Raw genomic sequence first — 24,001 nt, forward strand, 5'->3', positions numbered from 1 at the left:
GCCCCACAAGAGACTGGACGAGGATAATTTGGCATTTGACAAGTGCACGCTGTTGAGTTCTCAAGGATCGGACGCACCCCCACACCCACCAAAAAAGCAGGACGCGAAGGGCAACTTCACAATCTTACCCGACGACCGGGAGCTGTTGACCAGCCAGGCCGGAGCCGGAACCTCGATCCTACACCAACGTCGCCGCCGGTGGAAGAGAAAGAGGGCAGTCCGCCGCTTGAGGGGAGCCAGACCTTTCGGCCTTCCGCTCTACCCTGTGGGGCGAACAGGTAATAATTTACGTGGGTCCCGAAGATCGGGCAAATCAGGCTCGCATCCCGGGCGTGTCGCACAACCGCATGAGGTCCTTCAGTGCTGGTCAGATCGGATTTCCCGCGCTGCAGACGCAGCCCCTCGTGACCCCGCCGCTCCAGCGCATCGGCTCACTGCCCGGCGGAGCGGGAGTCTTCGGATTCAGCGGAGCCTGTCCGCTGCGAAAGCAGCACGATGGCCGCGCAGAGCAGCACGGTGAACACCCCCCACAGTCCGGATGCCCGCGGCAGGGTGCGGTACGCCAACTGCTGCACGCTGAGCGACTCCCCCAGCGGACCGAGGTCCGCGAGCCCGATGAACCAGCCCGCGATCAGGAACGCCGGGAGCGTCAGATACCAGACCCAGCGCACCCACGCGGGCAGCATCCGCGGCCGGCGCACGACACCGCGGCGACGCAGCCACAGCACCGCGTACACGGCGAGGATCACCAGGCCGATCGCGCTCGAGCCGTGCTGCTGCCACTTGTAGCCGAGCAGCGGCCCCCACTGCTCTCGCAGTGCCGGGATCGCCTCGACGCCCCAGCGACCCTCATGAGTGAACAGGTCCCACGCGATGTGCGTGAGCACGCCGAGCAGCAGCGACACGACCAGCAGCAGCACCGGGAACGAGCCGGGACGCGGCCGCTCGCGAGGTGCGAACAGCTCGCGAGCCGCCTCGCCACCGCTGCGCCGCCAGGCATCCGGCAGCCTCGCGGCGACGGCATCCGGCGCCAGCTGCACCAACGCGGGTCGCAGGACCATCCGCCACAGCGCCAGCAGCACCAGGGCGATCAGCGCCGTCCACACGACATTGGCCGTCGAGTGCGTGAACGCGTACGACGGGCCCATGCCGCGCAGGAACAGCGGCAGATCCGGCGTCATCGCGCCGACGGCGACGGCCGCCGGCACCAGCGGCGTGCGGACGAACGGCAGAGCGACGACCGCGTGGCTGGGCGTGAACGGCACGACTCAGCCGATGAGAACGCCGGCGAGGGTCTTCTTCCCGCGGCGCAGCACCGAGACCCCGCCGGGCAGCGAGCCCTGCACGGTGGCGGTGTCGTCCGACACCCGCTCTCCGTCCAGCGTGACCCCGCCCTGCGCGATCGCGCGGCGCGCCTCGGAGACGCTCGAGACCAGTCCGGTCTGCACCAGCGCCTCGGTCACCGGCGTTCCGGCGGCGATGGTCGCGTGGGGCAGCTCCTCCAGCGCGGTGCGCAGCGTGGCCGCGTCGAGCGCGGTCAGGTCGCCCTGGCCGAACAGCGCCTCGGATGCCGCGATGACGGCCGCCGTGGCTTCGGCACCGTGCACGGTCGTGCAGACCTCGAGGGCCAGGCGCTTCTGGGCGGCACGACGGAACGGCTCCGACTCCACCAGCGCCGCGTACTCCTCGATCTCGGCTCTGGTGAGGAACGTGAAGATCTTCAGGCGCTCGATGACGTCGGCATCCGCCGTTCCGAGCCAGAACTGGTACATCCGGTACGGGCTGCACATGTCGGCATCCAGCCAGATCGCGTTGCCCTCGCTCTTGCCGAACTTGGTGCCGTCGCTGTTGGTGATCAGCGGGGTGCCGATGGCGTGCGCGGAGACGCCCTCCACCCGGTGGATGAGGTCGGTGCCGCTGGTGAGGTTGCCCCACTGGTCGGAGCCGCCGGTCTGCAGCACGCAGCCGTACTGTCGGTACAGCTCGAGGAAGTCCATGCCCTGCAGGATCTGGTAGCTGAACTCGGTGTAGCTGATCCCGGCATCCGAATTCAGCCGCGCGCTGACGGCATCCTTCTTCAGCATGGTGCCCACACGGTAGTGCTTGCCGATCTCGCGCAGGAAGTCGATGGCGGAGAGCGGCGCGGTCCAGTCCAGGTTGTTGACCATGCGCGCGGCGTTCTCGCCCTCGAAGCTGAGGAAGCGCTCCACCTGCGCGCGTAGCTTGCCCACCCACTCCTCGACGGTCTCCCGGGTGTTCAGTGTGCGCTCGGCCGTGGGCCGAGGGTCGCCGATCAGCCCGGTGGAACCGCCGACCAGGCCGAGGGGCTTGTGGCCGGCCAGCTGGATGCGGCGCAGCAGCAGGAGCTGGACGAGGTTGCCCAGGTGCAGGCTGGGCGCCGTCGGGTCGAAGCCGCAGTAGTAGGTGATCGGGTCCCCGGCGAGAAGGGCGCGCAGCGCTTCCTGATCGGTGGACACGTGGACGAGTCCGCGCCACTGCAGCTCGTCCCACACGTTCTCGAACGTGGGATCGAGCGCCACGGGGGCGGTCGTCAGAGCGGTATTCGACACGCGCTCCAGAGTATCAGCGGGAATCGGCTCAGCTGCGCGCCGCCCACCACACCAGGAACGCTCCGGCCAGTGCGATCACCCAACTCACCAGGCTGCCGACCAGGAAGTACTCCGCGCGCGCCCCGGTCTCGCCGTCCTTGGAGATCTCCGGGAATCGGACGATGCCCTTCGCCGCCAGCATCGCCGCCAGCAGCGAGTAGGCGGATGCCAGTGTCAGCGCGACCACGAGAAGACGCTCCAGCGGGCCGATGAGCCGCCCACCCTGGAAGCCGGTCGCGGGAGGCTGCGGCTGACGGAGCCGTCCGCCGCGCAGCGATCCGCCGAGGTCGGCGGGACGCCAGGTGCCCTCGCGGTCGAGGGCGGCGCGCACGACGGCGTTGGCGGATTCCGTGACGAACAGTACGACGCCCAGCGCGAGGACGGCGACGTCGAACCCGATGCGGCCGACGGGCGAGGGCAGATGCCACATCTCGCCGATGATCCCGGGATGCGCTCGTGCCGGCATCAGCGCGGTGGTCGCGAAGACGATGCCGGCCAGCAGCAAGGCGGGCCAGAACGAGGTCCGCGCCCTGGCGTCCAGCGGCATCGACCAGAGCCAACCGCAGCCGAGGACCACTGCGACGAGCGCGGGGATGAGCGCATCGGAGAAGCCGCCCGTCACGACCAGCACCGCGAGAATCAGGACGATCACGAGGATCCGCACCGCCCTGCGCGGCACGAAGCGTCGGACCAGATCGGATGCCCCGATGCCGGTCAGCGCGAGCCCCGCGAGGATCATCGCGCTCCGCCCATCAGCATCGTCAGGCCGTCCAGCAGCGCGGTCGCGCCGGAGGCGTGCAGCGCCTTCGAGACCGCGGGCTGCGTGATGCCCTCCTGCTCGGCGAGCGCCCGCTGGGACAGCCCGTTGAACCGGCCGTAGGCGAGCCGCCGCTCGCGCCCGCTCATGCGCGTGACGATCGCATCCCGGGCCAGCAGGTACATGTTGGATACGGCGATCTCGGTGTCCATCACCTCAGTCTGACCGGGGGCACCGACGATCCAGGTGCGGGAGCTCGGCACGGCGCGCTGCTGGCGTTCGTGCGCGATCTCGATCGCCTGGCGCGCCGCCCACCAGCCGGGGCCGTCGGAGAGGCTGCGATGCTCGGACTCGACGGGATGGATCTGCCCGATTCCCACGCCGAACCGGAACTCGGCGCCGTCGGGCAGCGCCAGCTGCAGCAGCAGCAGTGAGGCCAGCGCGTCGTCGAGCGCACGGTAGACGCCCTGCTGCTCATCGCCGACGGTGGGGCGCAGACCGCGCTCGGCCAGCGGATGCTCGCCGTCGACCCGCGCGATCGTCTCGTCGAACAGCCGCTGGGCTTCGGACCGGTCAGGAAGCCGACGCGAGCCGACGATGTCCGCGATCACTGCCACCACCATGTGATAACCGTATCACGAATTATCTTTATATATAACTTTGACGGTTATAAGGCGAGAATATGCCTCTGCGTCGTCAGAGCCCCAGCTCCCGAGCGGCCGCCTGCGTGCGCTCGACCAGCTCCGCGCGCTGCTCCCGCACGCGCACCGGCGCTGTTCCACCGACACCCGTGCGCGACGCGACGGAGCCCTCGATGGAGAGCACCTCGCGCACCGCCGGCGTCAGGTGCTCTGAGACCGAGCTCAGCAGCTCGTCATCGGCATCCTCCAGCCCGATCCCGCGCTCCTCGCAGGCGCGCACCAGCGAACCCGAGATCTCGTGCGCATCGCGGAACGGCACCCGCTGCTTCACCAGCCACTCGGCGACATCCGTGGCCAGAGAGAAGCCCTGCGGGGCCAGCTCCGCCATCCGGGCGGTGTCGAAGCGCAGCGTGGCGATCATGCCCGCGAACGCCGGCAGCACGACCTCGAGGGTCTGGACCGAGTCGAACACCGGCTCCTTGTCCTCCTGCAGGTCGCGGTTGTACGCCAGCGGCAGGCCTTTGAGCGTGGCCAGCAGTCCGGTGAGGTTGCCGATCAGGCGACCGGACTTGCCGCGCGTGAGCTCGGCGATGTCGGGGTTCTTCTTCTGCGGCATGATGCTGGAGCCCGTCGAGTACGCGTCGTCGAGGGTGACGTAGCCGAACTCGCGGGTGTTCCAGAGGATGATCTCCTCGCAAAGGCGCGACAGGTCGATGCCGGTCATCGCAGCGATGAAGGCGAACTCCGCCACCACGTCGCGGGCCGCCGTGCCGTCGAGAGAGTTCTCCGAGGGGCGGTCCAGCCCCAGTTCGCGGGCCACCAGCGCCGGGTCGAGTCCGAGCGTGGAGCCCGCCAGTGCTCCCCCGCCGTAGGGCGAGACGCCTGCGCGGCGGCGCCAGTCGACCAGCCGCTCCAGCTCGCGCACCAGCGGCCAGGCGTGCGCCTGCAGGTGGTGGGCGAGCAGCACGGGCTGGGCATGCTGCATGTGCGTGCGGCCCGGCAGGATGGCCTCCTGATGCGCCTCGGCCTGCGCGACCAGCGCGTCGATGACGCGCACCAGCTCGCGGGCGATGACCCTGGCGTGGTCGATCAGGTACATCCGCACCAGCGTCGCGATCTGGTCATTGCGGCTGCGGCCGGCACGCAGACGTCCGCCGACATCCGCGCCGACCTCCGCGATGAGCGCCTTCTCCAGCGCGCCGTGCACATCCTCGTCGCCCGGGTCGGGCAGCAGAGTGCCGTCGGCGATGCGAGATGCCAGTGCGTCCAGGCCCGCGTGCATGATGCGGGCCTGCTCGGCATCCAGGTATCCGGCCGCCTCGAGCGCCTTCGCATGCGCGTGCGAGCCCGCCAGGTCGTAGGGCGCGAGGATCCAGTCGAACTGCGTGGAGCGGCTCAGCTCCGCCAGCTCCGGCGCGGGTCCGGCTGCGAAGCGCGCGCCCCAGAGCGCGCCTTCGTTCGTCCCGTGCTTCTCGGTCACGCAGCCTTCTCCTGCTTGCCCAGCAGCCAGACCAGCAGCGCCTTCTGCGCGTGCAGCCGGTTCTCGGCCTCGTCCCAGACCACGCTCTGCGGGCCGTCGATGACCTCGGAGTCCACCTCGTAGCCGCGGTCGGCGGGCAGGCAGTGGATGAAGATGGCCTCGGGATCGGCGAGCGCCATGATCTCGGTGGTGACCTTGTACCCGCCCAGGTGGCGCAGCCGCTCGATCTTCTCCTCCTCCTTGCCCATCGAGACCCAGGTGTCGGTGACGATGACGTCGGCGCCCAGCGCCGCCTCCCGGGGGTCGGTGAGCAGGGTGACCGAGCCGCCGGTCTCCGCGGCGCGCTTCTCCGCGTCGACGACGACGTCGGGACGCGGGGCGTACTCGTCAGGTGCCGCCACCCGCACGTGCATGCCCGCGGTGACGCCGGCCAGCAGGTAGGAGTGCGCCATGTTGCTGCGCCCGTCGCCGAAGAACGTCAGGGTCAGTCCCGCCAGCGTCCCCTTGTGCTCGCGGATCGTGAGCAGGTCGGCCAGCAGCTGGCACGGATGGAAGTCGTCGGAGAGCGCGTTGATGACCGGCACGCGCGTGCCGCGGGCCATCTCCTCGAGCCCCGCCTGCGCGTAGGTGCGCCACACGATGGCGGCGACCTGGCGCTCCAGCACGCGGGCGGTGTCGGAGGGGGTCTCCTTGCCGCCGAGCTGGCTGTTGGCGGTCGAGATGATCAGCGGCGATCCGCCCAGGTCGGAGATCCCGACATGGAAGGACACGCGGGTGCGGGTGGAGGACTTGTCGAAGATGACGGCGACGGACTGCGGGCCGGCGAGGGTCTTGTCCGCCCAGCGGTCCTTCTTCAGCTCGACCGCGAGGTCGAGCACCTCGCTCTGCTCGGCAGGGGTCAGGTCGTCATCGCGAAGCAGGTGGCGCGTCATGCGGGGGTCTCCAGAGTCTTGTGAGCGGATGCCACGGCGTCCAGCGCCGCGGCGAACAGGGTGAGGAACTCCGCCACCTCGGCGTCGCCGATCGTGTAGGCGGGGGCGATGCGGATGACGTCCTCGGTGGGCGCGTTGATGATCAGGCCGCGCTCGTGGGCGGCCGCCCTCACCTCCGCGGCGACGGGCTCGGACAGGCGGATGCCGATCAGCAGCCCCGCCCCGCGGGTGTCCGCCACCAGCGGCAGGCCTTCCACGCCCTCGCGCAGCTGAGCGCCACGGGCGTTGACATTGGCCAGCAGATCGTTCTCCTCGATGTAGCCGAGGGTGGCGTTGGCCGCCGCGGCAGCGAGCGGGTTGCCGCCGAACGTCGAATTGTGAGTGCCGGGGTAGAACAGGTCGCTGGCGGCTCCGAACGTGACGAGCGCGCCGAGCGGGAAGCCCGCGCCGATGCTCTTGGCGAGCGTCACGGCATCCGGCGTGATCCCGAACCGCTGGAACGCGAACCACGTGCCGGTGCGTCCGGAGCCCGTCTGCACCTCGTCGAGGATCAGCAGCGCGTCGTGCTGCGTGGCCAACTCCCTGGCACGGGCGAGGAACCGCTCGGGCAGCTCCACGACGCCGGCCTCGCCTTGGATGGGCTCGACGATCATGGCCGCCACTCCCCCGGCGGCGAATGCCGCCTCCAGGCCCTCGAGGGTCCGAGGCACGGTTACCACGTCGGGCACGGCGGGCAGGAACGGGTCGCGGTACTTGGCCTTGGGCGTCAACGACAGCGTGCCCATGGTTCGGCCGTGGAAGGCTCCCTCGACGACGAGGATCTTCGTGCGCCCGGCGCCTTCCGTCTCGGTGAACCGAGCACCGTGCAGGCGGGCGAGCTTGATGGCCATCTCATTGGCCTCGGTGCCGGAGTTCGCCAGGAACACGCGGCCCGCCTCCCCGGTGCCGGCCAGGCGCTTCAGCCGTGCGGCGAGCTCGAGCTGCCCGGGTGTGGCGAAGTAGTTCGACACGTGCGAGAGCGTGGCGGCCTGCGTCGCGACGGCATCCACGAACACCGGATGCGCGTGCCCGAGGCAGTTCACGGCGATGCCGCCGAGGAAGTCCAGGTAGCGCTTCTCATCGGCATCCCACACCCACGACCCCTCGCCGTGCGTGAGCAGCGCGAGGCGCCCGCCCAGGCTCATCAGATCGCGTGCTGCGTCGTCGTTCCAGTCCGTCATTGTGCGACCACTTCCGTGCCGATTCCCTTGCTGGTGAACAGTTCGACGAGCACCGAGTGCGGCACCCGTCCGTCGATGATGGCGGCGGCGTCCACGCCGCCCTGGACGGCATCCAGGCAGGCGCGCATCTTCGGGATCATCCCCGACTCCAGCGACGGCAGCATCTGCGTGAGCGCGTGGGCCGTGAGGTGCGAGACCAGGGAGTCGCGGTTGGGCCAGTCGGCGTACAGGCCGGGGACGTCGGTGAGGATGACCAGCTTGCGCGCATTCAGCGCGACGGCCAGGGCTGATGCCGCGGCGTCCGCGTTGACGTTCAGCGACTGACCGGGGTGATCCAGATCGGGCGCGATGGAGGAGACCACGGGGATGCGCCCCGCCGCCAGGTGATCCAGCACGGGGGTGGGATCCACCTGCACGACATCGCCGACGCGCCCCAGGTCCACCTCCTCGCCGTCGATGACCACACCGCGGCGGCGTCCGCCGAACAGGCCGGCGTCCTCGCCGCTGAGACCGGTCGCGATGGGGCCGTGCGAGTTGATCCGCCCGACCAGCTGCGGGTTGACCTGACCGGTGAGCACCATCCGCACGACGCTGATGGCCTCGGTGTTGGTGACGCGGTAGCCGCCCTTGAACTCGCTGGGGATGTCGAGCCTGTCGAGCATGGTGGAGATCTGCGGGCCGCCGCCGTGCACGACCACGGGCTGCACGCCCACGTACCGCAGGTAGGCGATGTCCTGCGCGAACGCATCCTGCAGCTCATCGCTGACCATGGCGTTGCCGCCGAACTTCACCACGACGATCTGGTCGCGGAACCTCTTCAGCCACGGCAGCGACTCGATGAGGGTGGCGGCCTTGTAGGCGGCCTCCTCAGGTGCGGTCTCCTGCAGATCCGTCATGAGGCGTACGCGCTGTTCTCGTGCACGTAGTCGTGGGTGAGGTCGTTGGTGAGGATGGTCGCGGTGGCGTCGCCGACCTTCAGGTCGATGAGCAGGTGCGTGGCCCGCGGGGTGAGGTCGACCTCCTCGCGCGGGCGGTCAGGACCGCCCTGCGAGCAGACCCGCACGTCGTTCATGAACACGTCCACGTCGTAGGGGTCGAACTGCGCGCTGGTGGTGCCGATGGCCGCCAGGACGCGGCCCCAGTTGGGGTCGTTGCCGAAGATGGCAGCCTTGAACAGGTTGTTGCGGGCCACCGAGCGCCCCACCTCCACGGCCTCCGCCTCGGTGGCGGCGTGGGCGACCTCGATGGTGATGTCGTGGCTGGCGCCCTCGGCATCCCCCTGCAGCTTCTTCGCCAGTTCTCCGCACAGGCCCTTGAGAGCGGCCGTGAAGGCGTCCAGGTCGGGGCGGATGCCGCTGGCGCCGCTGACCAGGAGCGAGACCTGGTCATTGGTGGACATGCAGCCGTCGGAGTCGAGCCGGTCGAAGCTCACGTTCGTGGCGGCGCGCAGCGCGGCATCCGCCTCCGCCGCCTCGAGATCGGCATCCGTGGTGATGACGACCAGCATGGTGGCCAGGCCCGGCGCGAGCATGCCCGCGCCCTTGGCCATGGCGCCGATGGTCCAGCCGTCCTGGCCTGCCACAGCGGTCTTCGAGACCGTGTCGGTGGTCATGATGGCCTCGGCCGCGAACTGGCCGCCGTCGGTGCTGAGGCTCGCGATGCCCTTCTCGACGCCGTCCAGCACCTTGCCTCGGAAGACCTCGTCGCCGCTGCCGATGAGGCCGGTGGAGCACACCAGGATGTCGGCGGCGCTCACGCCCAGCAGCTCGGCGGCCTTCTCGGCGGTCTGGTGCGTGGTCTGGAACCCGAACGAGCCGGTGAAGCAGTTGGCCCCGCCGGAGTTGAGCACGATCGCCTCGACCGTGTGGTCGGCGATGACCTGCTGCGACCACATGATGGGGTTGGCCTTGGCCCGGTTGCTGGTGAACACCGCCGCGCCGACCTTGCGGGGACCGCGGTTGACGACGACGGCCACGTCGGGCTTCCCCGTGGTCTTCAGGCCGACGGCGACTCCTGCTGCTTCGAATCCCTGGGGCGCGGTGACGGTCACGGCGCGACTCCGTTCACTGTGAGGGCGCGGTCCTCGGGGAGGCCCAGCGCGAGGTTCATGGACTGCACGGCGGCGCCGGCGGTCCCCTTGACGAGATTGTCGACGGCGGTCACCACGATCACGCGGTTCGCCGCGCGGTCGATGGCCAGGCCCATGAGTGCCGTGTTGGCCCCCAGGACGTCGGCGGTGCGGGGGAAGCGGCCCGCGGGCAGCAGCTGCACGAAGGTCTCCGCGGCGTAGGCGGACTCCCACGCGTCACGGATCTGCGCATCGGTGACACCTGCGGCGATGGGCGCGGAGGAGGTGGCCAGGATGCCGCGGGACATCGGCACGATGACCGGGGTGAAGGACACGCGGATGCCGTCGATGCCGGTGCCCGTGGCGGCCGCGAGCGCCTGCCGGATCTCGGGGATGTGCCGGTGCGTGCCGCCGACCGCGTAAGGATTGGCGGTGCCCAGCAGCTCGCTGCCCAGCAGGTGCGGCTTCAGACTCTTGCCCGCGCCCGAGGGGCCGACGGCCAGGACGCTGACGATGTCGGACGGGTCGACGACGCCCGCCGCGACGCCGGGGGCCAGGCTGAGGCTCACGGTGGAGGCGTTGCAACCGGGGGCCGCGATGCGGGTGGCGCCGCGCAGGTTCTCGCGCTGCTTGACGCCGCCCACGAGCAGCTCGGGCACGCCGTAGGCCCACGGCTCGTGGAAGTCGCCGCCGTAGAAGGCATCCCAGGAGTCCTGGGATGTCAGGCGATGGTCGGCACCGGCGTCGATGACCAGCGGCACATCGCCCAGCGCGTCGGTGTACTGCCCGGACTGCCCGTGCGGCAGAGCGAGGAAGACGATGTCATGCCCGGCCAGGATCTCGGGAGTGGTGTCCTGCAGCGTCAGATGCGCGAGCGAGCGCAGGTGCGGCTGATGATCCACCAAGGGCTGACCCGCGTTGGAGTGCGCGGTGACGGTGCGGATCTCGATGTCGGGATGGGCCGCGAGGAGCCGCAGGATCTCGCCTCCCGCATAGCCTGATGCGCCGGAGACGGCGACGGAGTACGTCATGGTTCTACCTTAACGGTCGGGGTGTGCTCGGCCCGCTGTGAGTCACGGGTGGCCGGGCCTGAGAGGGACCGGGGCGGCGACTCCCACTCCGGCCTCGAACCATGGCGGAACGGGCTGTGCGGGGTCGCCTAGAGTCGGCGGCCGTCGCGGCGTCGGCGCACGTTCAGGAACCGCGAGGCGGGAACGAGGAGGGCCGAGGACATGACGCGACAGTAGCGCCATGCCCCCGGCATCCGCAAATCGACGCCGTCACATGCCCGCGCTCACCGGCTCGGCGCGTCGAAGAACTCTCGCTCCAGCTGCGCCGAGCGGATGAACGCCGCTCTCATGCGGGCTCGGACCTGATCATCGGCGGCGGATGCCGCACGAGTGACGACGTCGATGGCGCGGCGGTTCGCCTCGGCGAACGCCGGGTCGGCGTAGGTGGCCAGCCACGCGGCGTACGGATGCCGGGGGTCCAGCGCCAGGGCGCCGAACTCCCCCGCGTGCAACCGCCGTCCGAGGTCGGCGTACAGCCAGTAGCAGGGCAGCACGGCGGCGATGAGCTCGGCGTAGTCGCCACCGAACGCCACCGCACGCAGGTGATCGAGATATGCGGTGGTGACAGGTCCCGGGGAGGCATCGAACACGCCGTCAGCGCCGAGCCAGGAGGCGTGCAGCTCCAACTCGCCGGCGATGGCTCCCTGCGCGCCCTGCGCCCAGAACGCCTGCTCCTCGGAGGAGGGCGCCAGAGCGGATGCCGCGCCCAGCACGCGCGCGTACTCGCGCAGGTACAGCGCGTCCTGGGCGAGGTAGAACACGAAGGCGTCCCGGCCGAGCGTGCCGTCCGCCAGCGCGCGGATGAACGGCAGCCCGTCGATGGCCGATCGGATGCCGGCGATGCGCCCCCACCAGTCCGCGGCGACCTCGTCGGGGGTGGGAGCGGTGGCGATCCCGCCACGGGCCCAGAGGCCGGCGAAATGGCTGACCGGACCGTGTCCGCGCCCCACGTCGAGTGCACCGGAGGCCCGCAGGGACTCCCGCAGCCAGGCGCGGGCCTCTCCGACGGCCTGCGGCCAGTCCGCACCGGCGGCGCGGCGGGTCGCGAGCCCCGACGACAACGAGCATCCGGTGCCGTGCGTGTTCCCGGTGTCGATGCGGGAGCCTGTGAGCTCGACGATCACGCCCTCGGCGCCGACCAGCGCGTCGGGTGCGTCGTGGGCATCGAGGTGGCCGCCCTTGGCGAGCACCAGCGCGCCGATGGAGGATGCCAGCCGCTGCGCCTGAGCGAGTGCGGCAGGCCAGTCGGCGGCGAGGTCCTCGCCGGCGAGCACGGCCAGCTCGGGCAGGTTCGGAGTGATCGCGTCGGCGAGCGGCAGCAGCTCGCGCAGGGCCTGCTCGGCATCCGCATCCAGCAGCCTGTCGCCGCTGGTGGCGACCATGACCGGGTCCAGCACGACCGTCGCCGGTCGATGCGCGCGCAGCCAGTCGGCGACGGTGCGGATGACCTCGGCGTTCGCCAGCATCCCGATCTTCACCGCGTCGATGACGACGTCGTCGGAGAGCGCCTCGAGCTGGACGCGCAGGAACGACGCCGGCGGCACGTGCACGTCGCGCACGCCCCGCGTGTTCTGCGCGGTGAGCGCGGTGATGGCGGCCATGCCGTAGCCGCCGTTCGCGGCGATGGACTTGAGGTCGGCCTGGATGCCGGCGCCGCCGGACGGATCACTGCCGGCGATGCTCAGCACGCGCGGGGCGATGCGTCCGGTCCAGCGGCGGCGGAACTCCGCGGCGGCGGCACGGGCGTCGTCTGCCGCGCAGATCGCGGAGACCACGGCGACACCTGCGGCACCGGCATCCCGCAGTGCCTCGACGTCCGCCAGCCCGATCCCGCCGATGGCCACGGCCGGCACAGGGCTGGCGGCTGCGAGCGCACGGAAGCCGTCCACCCCCAGTGCCGGCGGATGGTCCGGCTTGGTGGAGGTCGGGTGGATCACGCCGACGCCGATGTAGTCCACGGTGCCCTCGGGCAGCGTGCGGAGGGTCTCCAGGTGCTCCGGCGTGTTGGCGGTGAGCCCGATCAGCGCACCCGGACCCAGCAGGCGCCGGGCCTCGGTGACCGGGAGGTCGGACTGCCCGACGTGCACGCCGTCGACCCGCGCGCCGCGACGGCGCGCCTCGAGCACGGCACCCACGCGGTCGTCGGCCACCAGCAGCGCGCGCCCGGCGATGACCTCGGACAGTGCGATGAGCTGGTCGACCACGGCCGCGTCGGCGGCATGCTTGTCGCGCAGCTGCACGACGGTGGCGCCGCCTGAGACAGCCTGGCGCACGGTCTCGACGACCCCGCGCTCCCCGCACAGGTGCGGGTCGGTGACGAGGTGCACCGACAGGTCGGCGCTCACAGTGCGCGCTCCTCGACGTGCGCCTCGGGTGCGATGTCCTCGGGCTCGATGGCCGCGAGCGCATCCAGCAGGGCGACGGCGAAGCTGCCCGGACCGTCGGCGGCGCGCGCGGCGTGCTCGGCCGCCAGCGTGTAGACCAGGGTCGCCGCGGCGACGGCATCCAGCGCCGGGATGCCAGTGCCCCGGGCAGTGCCGAGGAAGGCCGCCATCACGGACCCGAGGGCGCAGCCGCCGCCGGTGACGCGGGTGAGCAGCGCGCTGCCGTTGGCGATGCGGATGATCCTCGTGCCGTCGGTGATGAGGTCGACGGCACCGGAGACCGCGACCACGCTGCCGTGCCGGGCCGCCAGGGCGCGCGCAGCGTCCCGTGCCGCCTCGGGCTCGTCGGTGGCGTCCACTCCGCGACCGCCGGTGCTCAGGCCCGCCAGCGCGAGGATCTCGGAGGCGTTCCCACGGATCGCGGTGGGGCGCAGCGCTGCGAGCTCGTGCGCGAGCCGAGTCCGCACCGGCAGCACGCCGATCGCGACCGGGTCGAGCACCCAGGGCGTGCCGGCATCCGTCGCGCCGGCCGCGGCCTCGCGGGCCGCCTGGCGCTGTTCGGGCGTCGGCGTGCCGAGGTTGATCAGCACCCCGGATGCCACTGCGGCGAACATCCCCGCCTCGCCGGTGATGTCGACCATGGCGGGTGCCGCGCCGAGGGCGAGCAGCACGTTGGCGGTGAAGCCGGTGACGACCGTGTTGGTGATGCTGTGAGTGAGGGGCGGCGCCGCGCGCAGACCCCTCAGAAGCTCAGCCGCTGCGGTGGCGACGCCGGTGGACTGGGTGGGCAGAGTATCGCTCATGCGCGACATCCCTTCGCTAGTACGAACTAGATCAGGTTCGACGGGTGTGTTCTCAGCCGCGGATGCGGCACCCCGTGTCACTGTCGGCGAGTCTACCGAGACTCCCGAGGTGTCAGTCCGCGCGTGACCGCGACAGCCGGCCGAGCAGCTCGAGCTCGTCCGCGCGATCGAGGCCGGCGCCGCGCTCCCGGTCCAGGCCGCGAGCGCGCTCGTCGTCGAGCACCGCGCGGACGGTGGCGTCCAACGGAGTGAACGTGCCGCCGGATGCCCGGTACGCGTCGTTCTCGCGGCGCATGAAGCCCCGCATGGCGTCGGGCACCCACAGCGGAAGCGACCGCTCCCCCGTCCAGTACTGCACGCCCTGCTGCACGAGCCACTCGTCATCGACCTCGACGATCTCGCCGGTGTGGCCGGCGGCCTCGCGGACGGACGCCATCACATCGGCGAACGCCCGCACGTCGCCGGTGGCGTTGACCGTGCCGTCCCGCAACTCCGCGGTGACGTACGCCGCGAGGTCGTCGACGTCGATGATCTGCACGAAACGCCCCTCGGCGGTCGGGGTGAGCACCGGTTCGGAGCCCGCTCGCGCGAACGCCGCAGCCCAGTACCCGAACCTGTCGCTGGGGTCGCCGTCGCCGACGATGAGTCCGGGGCGCACGATGAACGCCCGCTCCCCCAGCATCCGCACGGCCTGCTCGGCGGCGACCTTCTGCGCGGCGTACTCGTACTCGTCGCCGTCCTGCGCGGGCTCGTGCAGAGGCGCGGACTCGTCCTGCGCGAGAGTCGTCTCGTCGGCGTAGACCGACACCGACGAGACGTACGTGAAGTGGTCTGTGCTGCCGCCGAGCGCGGCCACGGCCGCGCGCACCTGCTTCGCGTGACGCGAGACGTCGATCACCTCGTCCCAGTGCTGCGCGCGCAGCTGCTCGTAGACGTCGGGATCATCGCGGTCCCCGCGCAGCAGCACGGTGCCGTCCGGCGACGGCCTGCCGCCCCTGGCCAGGCATGTGACGCGCGCACCGGCATCCCGCCAGCGCCTGGCGATCCGCTCCGAGAGCCATCCTGTTCCGCCCAGCACCAGCACGTCAGTCATGTCGACCATGACAACAGGTCGCAGCGCGGATCGGTAGCGCTTCCGCTCTCAGCGGACCAGGCCGTCGCGGATCAGGCCGTCGCGCTCACCACGGCATCGGCCGCTCGGTGTCGCGGGTGCCGTCGTCGGGGTTGTGCGGCAGCTGCTCGCCGCCGGCGCGAATGCACAGCCAGCGCAGCTCGCCGTCGCCGTCGGGGTGCGCGCGCCAGGTGCGCCAGACGCCCTGTCCGACCCGCACGACGGTGCCGGCCTGCACGTCGACGACCTCGTCGTCGAGCCCCATCTGCCCGCGCCCCTGGAGAAACACGTACAGCTCCTCCATGCGGGAGTGGGTGTGCCAGTAACCGGCCTCCTCACCGGGCTTCAGGGCATTCGCCGTCATGCCGATGTATTGCATGCTCAACTCGTGATCGACCACCCGCCGACCGTCGCGGGAGGTCGCCGGGGCGAACCCGCCGTAGAACTCCCGCCACTGGTCCAGTGCCCCGACCTGCGTCACCTGGTATTCGCTCATGGTGCCGAGCGTACGCGGGTGGGCGCACGCCGAAACCCCTCCGCAGTGCCGCAGCCCCTCCGCACCCGCGTCACCCCTGAGGGGTCCCGACGGCAGGGAGGGGTCCCGGCGCCAGAGGTCAGTCGCGGATGTGAGCGCCGAAGTGCTCGGCGGCCACGGCGACGCCGGCGAGCTTCGCCTCGGTGGCCTCGGCGGCGGTGAGCGTGCGGTCGGATGCCCGGAACCGAAGCGCGAAGCTGAGGCTCTTGAGCCCCGCATCCAGGCCGTCGCCGCGGTAGTCGTCGACCAGCGTCGCGGACTCCAGCAGGTCGCCCGAGCCGTCGACGAGCGCGGCGCGCACGTCGGCTGCCGGCACCTCGACGCCCACGACCAGTGAGACGTCCTGCGTGGCAGCGGGGAAGGTCGAGAGCGCGGCCACCGTCACCCGCTCTCCCGCCAGCGTCAGCAGGCGGTCCAGATCCAGCTCCAGCACCACAGCACGGCCGGGCAGATCGGCATCCGCCGACACCTGCGGATGCAGCTCGCCGACGTACCCGATCTCCTCGCCGGCCACGGTCAGCGAGCCGGCACGGCCCGGATGCAGCGCCGCGCGCTGCGTCTGCGTCACCTCGATGTCCACGCCCGCGGCGACGGCGATCACGCGCACGGCGTCGAGCGCGTCGCCCAGGCCCGCGTTCACGGCCGCGTGGCCGGGCTGGCGCGGGGTGATGTGCCCGGTCAGCAGGGCTGCGATGTGGCGCGCCTGCGGCGGGATGGACGCGTTCAGCTGCGCGAGCACCTCATCGCTCGGACGCTGCGCCAGCGGCGGCACGAAGTCGGTGCCGTAGACCACGCCCTCGTCGGGCAGGAACACGACGCCGGTCTCGAAGATCGACAGATCGACCAGCCCGCGCGAGATGTTGCGGTGCGCGGTCTGCAGCAGACCCGGCAGCAGCGAGCGCCGCAGGTACGGCGCCTGGCCGTCGAGCGCGTTGGCCAGCCGGATGCTGGGCACGTGCTCCCCCGAGGCGGAGCCATGCAGGTCGTTCTGCTCCTCGCTCGTGAACGGGAAGGCGATGGTCTCCACGAGTCCTGCTGCGGCCAGGGCATCTGCGACGCGCTTGCGGCCCTGCTGCAGCAGAGTGTAGCCGCGACCGGACGGCGGGGTGGGCAGCACGGACGGGATGCGGTCCAGCCCGTGGATGCGGGCGACCTCCTCCACGAGCGTCCACTTGTCCGTGAGGTCGGGGCGCCAGCTCGGCGGGATGACGAACCATCCGGCATCCGTCGCCGTCACCTCGGCGCCGATCATCTCCAGCGCGCCCGAGACCTCATCGTCGGTGTAGTCGACGCCGATCACGCCCTGCGTGAAGCCGCGGGGCAGGTCGATGCCGGCGATCTGAACCTCGGAGAACAGCGCACCGCCCTCGTCGGTCAGCTCGCCGCCGGCCAGCTCGACCATCAGGTCGGCCACGCGGCGGGCCGCCACGAACGGGATCAGCGGGTCGACGCCACGCTCGAAGCGCTTGGACGCCTCGCTGGGCAGCTTGTGCCGACGGGCCGAGCGCGCGATGGTCACCGGGTCGAAGGTCGCTGCCTCGATCAGCACGTTGCGGGTGGTGGACGACATCTCAGTGGTGCCGCCGCCCATCACGCCCGCAAGCCCGATGGGGCCGGAGTCGTCGGTGATCAGCAGATCCTCGGTGTGCAGTGCACGATCCTGGCCGTCCAGCGTGGTCATCCGCTCGCCCTCGGTCGCACGGCGCACGGTGATGCCGCCCTGCAGCTTGTCGAGGTCGTAGCCGTGGATCGGGTTGCCGAGCTCCAGCATCACGTAGTTGGTGATGTCGATGAGCACGCCCAGCGAGCGCATCCCGGCCAGCACCAGCCGCGCGATCATCCACGGCGGGGTGGGACGCGACGGGTCCACGTTCCGCACCACGCGCGCGACGAACTCGCGGGCGCCCGCGTTGCCGCGGATCGGACTGCGGTCGTCGACCGTGACCGAGAACCCAGTGCCGGGCTGCAGCTCGGCGAAGTCGCGCTCGGCCGGGTCGCGGAAGACGCCGCCGGTCGCGTGCGAGTACTCCCGGGCCGCGCCGCGCAGGGAGAACGCGTACCCGCGGTCGGGCGTGACGTTGATGTCGACGGCGAAATCATTCAGGTGCAGCAGCGCGATGGCATCCGATCCCACCTCGGGGTCGAGCCCCAGCGTCGACAGCACGATGATGCCGTCGTGCTCGTCGCCCAGGCCCAGCTCGCGGGCCGAGGCGATCATGCCGTCGGAGACGTGGCCGTAGGTCTTGCGGGCGGCGATGGGGAACGGCCCGGGCAGCACGGCGCCGGGCAGGGTCACGACGACCTTGTCTCCGGCCGCGAAATTGTGCGCGCCGCAGACGATGCCGCGGATGCCGCCGTTCGCCTCGCCGACGTCCACCTGGCACCAGTTGATGGTCTTGCCGTTCTTCTGCGGCTCGGAGACGAACTCGAGCACCTGCCCGACGACCACCGGCCCCGAGATCTCGAAGCGGTGGACGTCCTCCTCCTCGAAGCCCACCGACACGAACGACGCCAGCACATCCTCCGGCGTGACGTCCTCTGCGACCTCGACGTACTCGCGAAGCCAGGAGATCGGAACGCGCATCACACCACCATCCCGAACTGCTCGCTGAATCGGATATCGCCCTCGGCCATGTCGCGCATGTCCTTGACGTCGCTGCGGAACATCAGGGCGCGCTCGACGCCCATGCCGAACGCGAAGCCGCTGTACACCTCGGGGTCGATCCCCGCCGCACGCAGCACGTTGGGGTTGACCATGCCGCATCCGCCCCACTCGATCCAGCGCGCGCCGCCCTTGAAGGTCGGATGCCACAGGTCGAGCTCCGCCGAGGGCTCGGTGAAAGGGAAGTAGTTGGTGCGGAACCGGGTCTTCGCCTCGGGTCCGAACATCTGCCGGGCGACGTGGTCGAGCGTGCCCTTCAGGTGCGCCATGGTGATGCCCTTGTCGACGACCAGTCCCTCGAACTGGGTGAATACGGGCAGGTGCGTGGCGTCGAACTCGTCGGTGCGGTACACGCGGCCCGGGCACAGCACGTAGATCGGCACCTCGCGCTCGAGCATGGAGCGCACCTGCACGGGGCTGGTGTGCGTGCGCATGACGAGGTGGCGCGACGAGGGGTCGACGTAGAAGGTGTCCTGCTCCTGGCGAGCGGGGTGATCCTCGTCGAAGTTCAGCGCGTCGAAGTTGAACCACTCGTGCTCGAGCTCGGGGCCCTCCGCGATCTCCCAGCCCATTCCGACGAAGATGTCGCTGATCTGCTCCTGCATCACGGTGAGCGGATGCCGTGCGCCCACCCGCGAGCGCCGCGCGATCGCCGTGATGTCCACGCGCTCGGCCTCGAGCCGGGCTGCGGTCTCGGCCGCGGCCAGCTCGGCCTCCTTGGCGGCGAGCGCCTGGGTGACGCGGCCTCGTCCCTGTCCGATGAGCTTGCCGAAGGCGGCCTTGTGCTCGGGGGCGACCTGTCGCATCGATGCGTTCAGCACCGCGAGGGGCGAGCCCTCGGCGACGTGCGCGGCGCGCGCGGCCTTCAGCTCGGCGGTGTCGGATGCCGCGCCGATCGCATCCAGTGCGGCGGCGACGGCGGATTCCACCGCCTCTGGCGTGATCTGGGGGGTTTCGGGAGTGTCGGACACGAGTACAGAGTCTACCGGCGCGGGAGCTGGGCCCCCGCGCCGGTGAACTCCGCGACGACGTGCGTCAGACGACCAGGCCCAGCAGCAGGACCCCGGCGAGGCCGACGACCGAGACCGCGCACTCCATGAGGCTCCAGGTCTTGAAGGTCTGCCCGACGGTCAGGCCGAAGTACTCCTTCACCAGCCAGAAGCCGGCGTCGTTGACATGCGAGAGGAACACGGACCCGGCGCCGATGGCGAGCACCATCAGCGCGACGTGGGTGCTCGACAGGTCGCCGACCAGCGGGGCCATGATGCCGGCCGCCGTGATGGTGGCCACCGTGGCGGAGCCCGTGGCCAGGCGGATGACGACCGCCACGAGCCAGCCGGCCAGCAGCAGCGGCATCCCGGATCCGGCGATGCCGTTTCCGATCACCGCGCCGACGCCGGAGTCGACCAGCGTCTGCTTGAAGCCGCCGCCGGCGCCCACGATCAGCAGGATCGAGGCGATCGGGCCGAACGCGTCGCCGGTGATGGTGGAGACCTCGCGCATGCTGCGCCCGAGGGCGGTGCCCAGCACGACCATCGCGTACAGCGAGGTGATCAGCAGGGCCTGCAGCGGGGTTCCGATGAAGACCAGGATCTGGCCGATCACCGTGTCTCCGATCTTCAGCGAGTCGACGACCGTCATCAGCAGCATGAGCACGACCGGCAGCAGTACGACCGACAGCGCGACGCCGAACGCCGGCCGCTTGCCCTTGTTCTCGCCGCTGGAGACGATCAGCGTGTCGGGCGCCATCACCGGCACCCAGCGCGCCATGGGCCGCGCCAGCACAGGACCGGCGATGATGACCGTCGGGATGGCGACCAGCAGGCCCAGGCCGAGGGTGATGCCGATGTCGGCCTTCAGCGCGCCGATGGCGATCAAAGGCCCGGGGTGCGGCGGCACCAGACCGTGCAGGGCGGACAGGCCTGCCAGCGCCGGGATGCCGATGAGGATGACGGGGAGCTTGGCGCGCTTGGCCACCAGCATGACGATCGGGATCAGCAGCACGACGCCGACCTCGAAGAACAGCGGGATGCCGACGATGAACGCCGCGAGCGCCATCGCCCACGCGAGCTTGGCCGCCGGGGTCTTGGACAGGATCGTGTCGACGATCTCATCGGCTCCGCCGGACTCGGTGAGGAATCTGCCGATCACGGCGCCCAGCACGATCAGGACGCCCACACCGCCGACGGTGGAACCCAGGCCTGCGGAGAACGAGGTGAAGGCCTGGGCGAAGCCCATGTTGGCGGCGACCGCCATGACCGCCGCGCCGAGCATCAGGGCGAAGAACGGGTGCATCTTCACCCAGACGATCAGCACGATGATGAGGGCGATGGAGATGACGGCGGCGATGATCAGCTGGGCCGTGCCCGCCGCCGGTCTGACCGGATCCGCGGCGAGCACCCCGTTCAGGAGCGGTGCCGCGTGTGAGAGCAGATGCATTCTCGGACTCCTTCCGTGCGGCTCGGACGAGAGGCGTCCGGACGCGTAGCGCACACGTTACTCCCAGGTAGGATCGGCGACGAGAACGACTCACAGGACGAGGTGCGCGCATGACAGACCAGCAGATCCCGACCACCGAGAGCATCCCGCTGGCATCCGCTCCCGCCCCCTACGTCCTGGCGATCGACATCGGCTCGGGATCCACGCGCGGCTGCCTGTACGACGCGTACGCGCGGCCCATCAAGAAGCACCTCGTCAAGGCCGACCACGCCTTCACGGAGGCTGCGGACGGCACCGCCGAGGTGGATGCCGATCAGATCGTGCGCGAGGTCGGCGAGGTCATCGACGGGGCGCTGAAGGGCGTCGAGCCGGGGCTGGTCAAGGCCGTCGTGATGGACACGTTCGCATCGTCGCTGGTGTGCGTGGACGATGCCGGCGCCGCGCTCACGCCGTGTTTCACCTACGCGGACTCGCGCTCGTGGCAGCAGCTGGCGAAGCTCCGATCGCTGCTGGACGAGGATGCCGTGCACCAGCGCATCGGCGCCCGGCTGCACACCAGCTACCACCCGCCGCGCATGTTGTGGCTGCAGGACGAGTTCCCCGAGGTCTTCGAGAAGACGTCGCTGTTCCTGTCGCTGGGCGAGTACGCGTATGCCAAGCTCGCCGGCATCTCGGGCGCCGCGACCTCGACCATGGCGTGGGCCGGCATCCTCAACCGGCACACCTGCGAGCTCGACGACGAGCTGCTGGCCGCGGTGGGTGTGGACCGCAGCCGCTTCGCGCCGATCATCGATCCATCCGAGCCCATCACCGACGTCTCCCCCGACGTCGCCCGGCGCTGGCCGGCGCTGGAGGGCGCGGCCTGGTTCCCCGCCGTGCCCGACGGGTACGCCTCCAACCTCGGCGTCGGCGCGGACACCCCGACGACGTCGGCCATGTCGGCGGCCACCTCCGGCGCCATCCGCGTCATCGTGGACGACACCCCCGAGGTGCTGCCCTCGGGCCTCTGGGCCTACCGCGTCTCGCGCACGCAGTCCATCGTCGGCGGCGCACTGAACGACGTGGGCCGGGTGACGCTGTGGCTGCAGAGCACCCTGGCGCCGCTGAGCTACGAGCAGATCGACGAGCTGCTGCGCGCGGCGCCTGTCGAGGGCACGCCGCTGATGCTGCCGTTCCTCACCGGCGAGCGCGCCACGGGCTGGGCGGGAGACGCCCGAGCCGTCGCCTCCGGGGTCTCCTCGTCGTCGGGGCCGCGCGAGCTGTGGCGCGGAGCCGTGGAGGGCATCGCGGTCTCGTACGCGAGGGTCTTCGAGCAGCTGCTGCAGGTGAACCCGGACATCCAGCGCGTGATCGCCTCGGGCGGGGTGACCAGCGCCTACCCCGCGTTCATGGATGTCATCGCGCAGGCGCTGGGATTCCCCGTGCAGGTCGTGAACGTCAAGCGCGTCACGATGCGGGGCGCCGCGGCCCTGGCGCTGCAGGTGCTGCGCCCCGAGCATCCGCTGGCCACCCTCCCGCAGACCGGCCTGACCCAGCCCGATCCCGCGCAGCGGCCGTACTACGACGATCTGCGCCGCCGGTTCGACGACCTGTACGACGCGGTCATCGCGCACTGATCTCACGCGGACGGCAGAGGGCGGGCATCCGATGGATGCCCGCCCTCGCTCCCCCTCCGGAGGTTCCGGTCAGAACGTCGTCGAATCGTACTTACCGGCACCCTTCTGCAGCGCGATGACCTCGGTCAGCGTGGACTCGTCGTCGGCCGCGTGGTTGCCCCCATGCGCGATCCCCTGCAGCTTCGGCGAGTGCCGGGTGCGCACTTCCAGCCACTTCGCGATGCCCGAGAGGATCAGGCACATCGCGATGTAGATCGCGCCGATGACCATGGCGGACTGCAGGATGGGACGGCTCGGGTGGGCGGTGAGCTGCTTGGCGTAGTACAGCAGCTCGGGGTAGGTGATGATGAAGCCCAGCGCGGTGTCCTTGAGCGTGACCACCAGCTGCGCGACGATGACCGGCAGCATGGCGCGCACGGCTTGCGGCAGCAGGATGAGCACCATGACGCCGCTCTTGCGCAGGCCGATCGCGTAGCCGGCCTCCTTCTGCCCCTTCGGCAGCGCCTCGATGCCGGCGCGCAGCGCCTCGGCCAGGACCGAGCCGTTGTAGACCATCAGGCCGATGACCACGGCCCAGTACGGCTCCATCTTCACGCCGAGGTCGGGCAGGCCGTAGTACAGCAGCATCATCATGACCAGCACCGGCACGGCGCGGAACAGCTCGGTGATGACGGCGACGGGCTTGCGCACCCAGGCGTGGTCGGAGAGCCTGCCGATCGCCAGCACGAAGCCGAGGACCAGGCTCAGCACGGCGGCCAGCGCGAACGCGCCGACGGTCTTCCCCAGTGCGCCGGTGATCCCGATCCACACGTTGGTGAAGGTGAAGACGTACCAGCGGTCGGCGTCGAACTGTCCGGTCACGGCGAACCGGAAGACGACGAAGCCGATCACGGCCAGCACCGCGACCACGGTGATGACCGCCACGATGCGGTTGCGGACGATCGCCCGGGGCCCGGGCACGTCGTAGAGCACGGAAGTCATCGCGCGATCCTCCACTTCTTCTCCATGTGCTGCTGCGCCCAGCTCAGCAGCATGACGAGGGCGACGAACACCACGGCGACCCACAGCAGCACCTCCATGGAGCTGCCGGGGCGGTCGTGCGAGTCGTAGATGGTCGAGCGCAGGGCCGCCAACTCGGCGACCGAGAAGCCGGCGGCGACGGTGGTGTTCTTCAGCAGCGCGATGAACACGCTCATCATCGGCGGCACCACCGAGCGGAACGCCTGCGGCAGCACCACCAGCGTCATGACCTGCCCGAACGGAAGTCCGATGGCGCGGGCGGCCTCGGCCTGCCCGACGGGCACCGTGTTGATACCGGCGCGAAGCACCTCGGCCACGTAGGTCGCGGTGTAGATGCCGATGGCGATGATGCCCAGCACCGTGTTCGACATCTGCGGGAGCCCGAGCTGCGGGTAGCCGAACACGAAGAAGAAGAAGATCAGCGTCAACGGGGTGTTGCGCACGAGGTTCACGTACACCGTGCCGACCCCGCGGGCGATGGGCACCGGCGATACGCGCATCGCGCCGACGATCGTCCCGAGGACCAGGGCGATCACGCCGCCCACGGCGAACACCAGCAGCGTGTTGCCGATGGCCTGCCCCCACAGGTCGAGGTTGCCGAAGATGACGTCCACGTCATCCTCCCTTCGTGTCGATGGGCGGCCCCGAGGCTGC

The 24,001-nt window shown here is 70.6% G+C and carries 20 protein-coding genes and 1 riboswitch; of the genes, 1 reads left to right on the forward strand and 19 read right to left on the reverse strand.

The annotated features are described in order from the left end of the window. Positions 1-431 precede the first annotated feature (431 nt). From WA967_RS11825 to WA967_RS11905, 17 genes are all read right to left on the reverse strand, one after another. Entirely contained in the window at positions 432-1,265 is an 834-nt protein-coding gene (locus WA967_RS11825) for a DUF4184 family protein (RefSeq protein ID WP_424422748.1), read from the reverse strand. 3 nt (positions 1,266-1,268) lie between these two features. Then, positions 1,269-2,570 (reverse strand): tyrosine--tRNA ligase, encoded by a 1,302-nt coding sequence (gene tyrS / locus WA967_RS11830; RefSeq protein WP_424422751.1) that lies wholly within the window; start codon positions 2,568-2,570, stop codon positions 1,269-1,271. A gap of 28 nt (positions 2,571-2,598) precedes the next feature. Then, the gene (locus WA967_RS11835) at positions 2,599-3,348 is read right to left on the reverse strand and encodes a hypothetical protein (protein ID WP_424422754.1); all 750 of its coding nucleotides are present in this window, start codon (positions 3,346-3,348) and stop codon (positions 2,599-2,601) included. After that, positions 3,345-3,989 (reverse strand): SatD family protein, encoded by a 645-nt coding sequence (locus WA967_RS11840; RefSeq protein ID WP_424422756.1) that lies wholly within the window; start codon positions 3,987-3,989, stop codon positions 3,345-3,347. Before WA967_RS11840 ends, WA967_RS11835 begins: the two co-directional genes overlap by 4 nt. Positions 3,990-4,062: 73 nt before the next feature. After that, positions 4,063-5,487: an argininosuccinate lyase gene (argH, locus tag WA967_RS11845; RefSeq protein WP_424422758.1), complete on the reverse strand. Its 1,425-nt coding sequence runs from the start codon at positions 5,485-5,487 to the stop codon at positions 4,063-4,065. Next, positions 5,484-6,419 carry an ornithine carbamoyltransferase gene (argF, locus tag WA967_RS11850; RefSeq protein WP_424422761.1) on the reverse strand — a complete coding sequence of 312 codons (936 nt, stop codon included), beginning with the start codon at positions 6,417-6,419 and terminating at the stop codon, positions 5,484-5,486. The genes argH and argF overlap by 4 nt, the downstream gene beginning before the upstream one ends. Continuing rightward, entirely contained in the window at positions 6,416-7,639 is a 1,224-nt protein-coding gene (locus WA967_RS11855) for an acetylornithine transaminase (RefSeq protein ID WP_424422764.1), read from the reverse strand. Before WA967_RS11855 ends, argF begins: the two co-directional genes overlap by 4 nt. After that, positions 7,636-8,535 (reverse strand): acetylglutamate kinase, encoded by a 900-nt coding sequence (gene argB, locus WA967_RS11860; RefSeq protein WP_424422766.1) that lies wholly within the window; start codon positions 8,533-8,535, stop codon positions 7,636-7,638. The genes WA967_RS11855 and argB overlap by 4 nt, the downstream gene beginning before the upstream one ends. After that, complete coding sequence (argJ, locus tag WA967_RS11865; RefSeq protein ID WP_424422769.1) at positions 8,532-9,689, reverse strand: bifunctional glutamate N-acetyltransferase/amino-acid acetyltransferase ArgJ; 1,158 nt, start codon at positions 9,687-9,689, stop codon at positions 8,532-8,534. The genes argB and argJ overlap by 4 nt, the downstream gene beginning before the upstream one ends. Beyond that, the gene (argC, locus tag WA967_RS11870; protein ID WP_424422772.1) at positions 9,686-10,738 is read right to left on the reverse strand and encodes an N-acetyl-gamma-glutamyl-phosphate reductase; all 1,053 of its coding nucleotides are present in this window, start codon (positions 10,736-10,738) and stop codon (positions 9,686-9,688) included. Before argC ends, argJ begins: the two co-directional genes overlap by 4 nt. Before the next feature lie 263 nt (positions 10,739-11,001). After that, positions 11,002-13,122 carry a bifunctional hydroxymethylpyrimidine kinase/phosphomethylpyrimidine kinase gene (locus tag WA967_RS11875; protein WP_424422775.1) on the reverse strand — a complete coding sequence of 707 codons (2,121 nt, stop codon included), beginning with the start codon at positions 13,120-13,122 and terminating at the stop codon, positions 11,002-11,004. Next, positions 13,119-13,964 carry a hydroxyethylthiazole kinase gene (gene thiM / locus WA967_RS11880; protein WP_424422777.1) on the reverse strand — a complete coding sequence of 282 codons (846 nt, stop codon included), beginning with the start codon at positions 13,962-13,964 and terminating at the stop codon, positions 13,119-13,121. Before thiM ends, WA967_RS11875 begins: the two co-directional genes overlap by 4 nt. Continuing rightward, a riboswitch (TPP riboswitch) is annotated at positions 13,956-14,049 on the reverse strand. It overlaps the preceding gene by 9 nt. Positions 14,050-14,076: 27 nt before the next feature. Then, on the reverse strand, positions 14,077-15,057 hold the full coding sequence (locus WA967_RS11885; protein ID WP_424422780.1) for an NAD-dependent epimerase/dehydratase family protein: 981 nt from the start codon (positions 15,055-15,057) through the stop codon (positions 14,077-14,079). Between the two features lie 85 nt (positions 15,058-15,142). After that, a complete protein-coding gene (locus WA967_RS11890) occupies positions 15,143-15,571 on the reverse strand; it encodes a cupin domain-containing protein (protein WP_424422782.1) in 429 nt (142 codons plus the stop codon). 118 nt (positions 15,572-15,689) lie between these two features. Beyond that, positions 15,690-18,194, reverse strand: coding sequence for a phenylalanine--tRNA ligase subunit beta (gene pheT / locus WA967_RS11895; RefSeq protein WP_424422784.1), 2,505 nt, complete (start codon positions 18,192-18,194; stop codon positions 15,690-15,692). Further along, the gene (gene pheS, locus WA967_RS11900; RefSeq protein ID WP_424422787.1) at positions 18,194-19,243 is read right to left on the reverse strand and encodes a phenylalanine--tRNA ligase subunit alpha; all 1,050 of its coding nucleotides are present in this window, start codon (positions 19,241-19,243) and stop codon (positions 18,194-18,196) included. Before pheS ends, pheT begins: the two co-directional genes overlap by 1 nt. A gap of 64 nt (positions 19,244-19,307) precedes the next feature. Further along, positions 19,308-20,711: a GntP family permease gene (locus tag WA967_RS11905; protein WP_424422790.1), complete on the reverse strand. Its 1,404-nt coding sequence runs from the start codon at positions 20,709-20,711 to the stop codon at positions 19,308-19,310. A 110-nt stretch (positions 20,712-20,821) separates the two neighbouring features. Between WA967_RS11905 and WA967_RS11910 the strand changes: the two genes are divergently transcribed. Further along, positions 20,822-22,327 carry a gluconokinase gene (locus tag WA967_RS11910; RefSeq protein ID WP_424422792.1) on the forward strand — a complete coding sequence of 502 codons (1,506 nt, stop codon included), beginning with the start codon at positions 20,822-20,824 and terminating at the stop codon, positions 22,325-22,327. Between the two features lie 69 nt (positions 22,328-22,396). Here the strand turns inward: WA967_RS11910 and WA967_RS11915 are convergent, their stop codons facing one another. Together WA967_RS11915 and WA967_RS11920 are read right to left on the reverse strand one after the other, a co-directional pair. Then, positions 22,397-23,308, reverse strand: a complete 912-nt coding sequence (locus tag WA967_RS11915) for an amino acid ABC transporter permease (protein ID WP_424422795.1) — start codon at positions 23,306-23,308, stop codon at positions 22,397-22,399. Next, the gene (locus tag WA967_RS11920; RefSeq protein WP_424422797.1) at positions 23,305-23,961 is read right to left on the reverse strand and encodes an amino acid ABC transporter permease; all 657 of its coding nucleotides are present in this window, start codon (positions 23,959-23,961) and stop codon (positions 23,305-23,307) included. Before WA967_RS11920 ends, WA967_RS11915 begins: the two co-directional genes overlap by 4 nt. Positions 23,962-24,001 lie beyond the last annotated feature (40 nt).

It is taken from the genome of Microbacterium sp. (assembly GCF_049650565.1).
Classification (GTDB): Bacteria; Actinomycetota; Actinomycetes; order Actinomycetales; family Microbacteriaceae; genus Microbacterium.